The following is a 3,227-nucleotide window of genomic DNA, read 5'->3' as shown; positions in this document are numbered from 1 at the left end:
TCAGAAAACCTTCACCGGAGCGGACCTTGGCGGTTGTCCCCTTTCGCCCGGAATCAAGCCGAAGGCGCCGGGCGAGCGCCTGCCCGTCCCGGCGGGCTGGCGCTTATGAGGCCGCGCGCTTCGCATGAGGGACGAGGGGCTTTGCGGCCATAAACTGCCCTGAACCTCGGTTGCTTCGCCACCCCACGGGCAGGCGCCCACCCGGCTCGCGTTGGACTCATGGGAATGGCAGCAAAGTCCCGCCTTTCACAGCTCACCAAAAGAAAAGCCCCCCGCCGCGGCGGGGGGCTTATCCGTTTCATGCAGCTTCTTGTCAGTCGCGGCTTTCGTAAGTCTCCACGAGACCGCCATCGGCGTCGATGTCGATCACGTCGTCCAGAACTTCCTCGATCGGCGCAGCAAGCTGGGCGGCCTGCTCGGCCTCGGCCTTGCGCTGTTCGATCACGGACTGGTCGCGGTCATGGGCGATCTTGCGCACGCGCATCGTCGCCCCACCGGTACCGGCCGGGATCAGACGACCGACGATGACGTTCTCTTTAAGGCCGACCAGACGGTCACGCTTGCCCTGAACCGACGCCTCGGTCAGAACCCGCGTGGTTTCCTGGAACGACGCCGCCGAGATGAACGACCGGGTCTGGAGCGAGGCCTTGGTGATACCAAGGAGCACCGGCTCGCCCGTGGCGGGGGTGCCGCCGCGCGCGATGACCTTGTCGTTCTCTTCGTCGAACTCCGACTTGTCGACATTCTCGCCCTTCAGAAGCGTTGAATCCCCAGAGTCGAGAATTTCTATCTTCTGCAGCATCTGGCGGACGATCACCTCGATATGCTTATCGTTGATCTTCACGCCCTGAAGCCGGTAGACGTCCTGCACCTCGTCGATGAGGTAGTCGGCCAGAGCCTCGATCCCCATGATGCGCAGGATGTCATGCGGCGCCGGGTTGCCGTCCATGATGTAGTCACCCTTCTGGACATGATCACCTTCCTGAACCGGAATGTGCTTGCCCTTCGGCACCATGTATTCGACCGGCTGCAAGGACTCGTCGACCGGCTCAAGAGTGATCCGGCGCTTGTTTTTGTAGTCCTTGCCGAAGCGGACATAGCCCTCGATCTCGGCGATGATGGCGTGGTCCTTCGGACGACGGGCCTCAAAGAGTTCCGCCACGCGGGGCAGACCCCCGGTGATGTCCTTGGTCTTGGCACCTTCGCGCGGGATACGCGCGACCACGTCACCGGCCTTGATCTCCTGCCCGTCTTCAATGGACAGAATGGCATCGACCGACATCTGGTAGGTCACCGGATTGCCCGCATCGCTGCGCATCGGTTCGCCCGTCGCCGGGTCCATGACGATAATCTCCGGCTTCAGATCGCTGCCCTTCGGCGCGGTGCGCCAGTCGGTCACGATCTTCTGGGTCATGCCGGTCGCTTCGTCGGTATCGTCGCGGATCGAGATGCCCGAAACGAGATCGACGAATTTCGCCACACCCGCCTTTTCGGCGATGATCGGCAGGGTATAGGGGTCCCATTCGTAGAGCTTGGCGCCACGCTTGACGACTTCGCCGTCCTTGACGTGGATCTTCGCACCATAGCTGACCTTGTGGGCTGCCCGTTCCTGATCGTTCTCGTCGATGATGGCGATCTGCATGCTCCGGCCCATGACGATCATCTCGCCATTGGCATTTTCGAGAAGCATCGCATTGCGGAACTCGACCTTGCCTTCCTGGCTGGCTTCCTGGAAGGACTGCTGGCCACCTTGCGCAATGCCGCCGATGTGGAAGGTCCGCATCGTCAGCTGGGTGCCCGGTTCACCGATCGACTGGGCGGCGATGATACCGACCGCCTCGCCGATATTGACCTGGGTACCACGGGCAAGGTCACGACCGTAGCAGGCCGCACAGATGCCGTCCTCGGCCTCGCAGGTCAGGGCCGAGCGGATGCGGACCGAAGCAACACCAGCCGTTTCCACGGCATCGGCCTTGCGTTCGTCGATCAGCTCGCCTGCCCGCACGATCACCTCGTCCGAACCCGGAACCAGCACGTCATCGGCCGAGGTCCGGCCAAGGATGCGCTCGCTAAGCGGCGAGACGACTTCCCCGTCATTGACGGCGGCCGAGGCCGTGATCGCCCGTTCGGTGCCGCAATCGGGCATCCGCACGATGCAATCCTGCGCCACGTCCACGAGACGGCGGGTCAGGTAGCCCGAGTTCGCGGTCTTGAGCGCGGTATCGGCCAGACCCTTCCGGGCGCCGTGGGTCGAGTTGAAGTATTCAAGAACGGTCAGACCTTCCTTGAAGTTCGAGATGATCGGCGTTTCGATGATCTCGCCCGACGGCTTGGCCATCAGACCGCGCATACCGCCAAGCTGCTTCATCTGCGCGGGCGAACCCCGCGCACCCGAATGCGCCATCATATAGACAGAGTTCGGTTCCTTCTCGGCGCCCGCATCGTCTATGCGCACGGCCGAGATTTCGCCCATCATCGCGTTGGCGACGGCGTCGGAACATTTCGACCAGGCATCGACGACCTTGTTGTACTTCTCACCCTGGGTGATCAGACCGTCCATATACTGCTGTTCGAATTCCTTCACCTGATCGCGGACCTCGTTGACGATGGTCCACTTCTCATCCGGGATGACCATGTCATCCTTGCCGAAGGAAATGCCCGCCTTGAAGGCTTCACGGAAACCCATGCCCATGATCTGGTCACAGAAGATGACCGACTCTTTCTGACCGCAGAAGCGGTAGACAGTGTCGATGACGTTCTGCACGTCCTTCTTGCGGAGAAGACGGTTCACCAGTTCGAAGGGCGCCTTGGTGTTCCGCGGCAGGAGCGCACCCAGCCGCACGCGGCCCGGGGTCGTCTCGAACCGTGTGAGAACCTCGTTGCCTTCCGCGTCGATCTGCGGAATGCGCGCGGTGATCCTGGCATGCAGATGCACTGCACCTGCGTCGAGTGCATGTTGCACCTCGTCGACAGATGCAAAGATCATGCCTTCGCCCTGCATCCCTTCACGCATCATCGACACGTAGTAGAGACCCAGAACCATATCCTGCGACGGAACAATGATCGGAGCACCATTGGCAGGCGACAGAACGTTGTTCGTGGACATCATCAAGACGCGGCATTCCAATTGCGCCTCAAGGCTGAGCGGCACGTGGACAGCCATCTGGTCGCCGTCGAAATCGGCGTTGAAGGCCGAACAGACCAGCGGGTGAAGCTGGATCGCCTTG

Annotated in this window: 1 protein-coding gene; it reads right to left on the bottom strand. The window is 61.7% G+C overall.

The features are described 5' to 3' along the window. Positions 1 to 313: 313 nt before the first annotated feature. On the bottom strand, positions 314 to 3,227 hold a 2,914-nt coding region (locus WBB85_RS22845), incomplete at its 5' end, for a DNA-directed RNA polymerase subunit beta' (RefSeq protein WP_432640866.1).

Origin of the sequence: Albidovulum sp., from assembly GCF_049646345.1 — a bacterium.
Taxonomy (GTDB): Bacteria; Pseudomonadota; Alphaproteobacteria; order Rhodobacterales; family Rhodobacteraceae; genus Albidovulum.
Note: the sequence above shows the minus strand (reverse complement) of the source record. Positions and strands in the feature narration are given on the sequence as shown.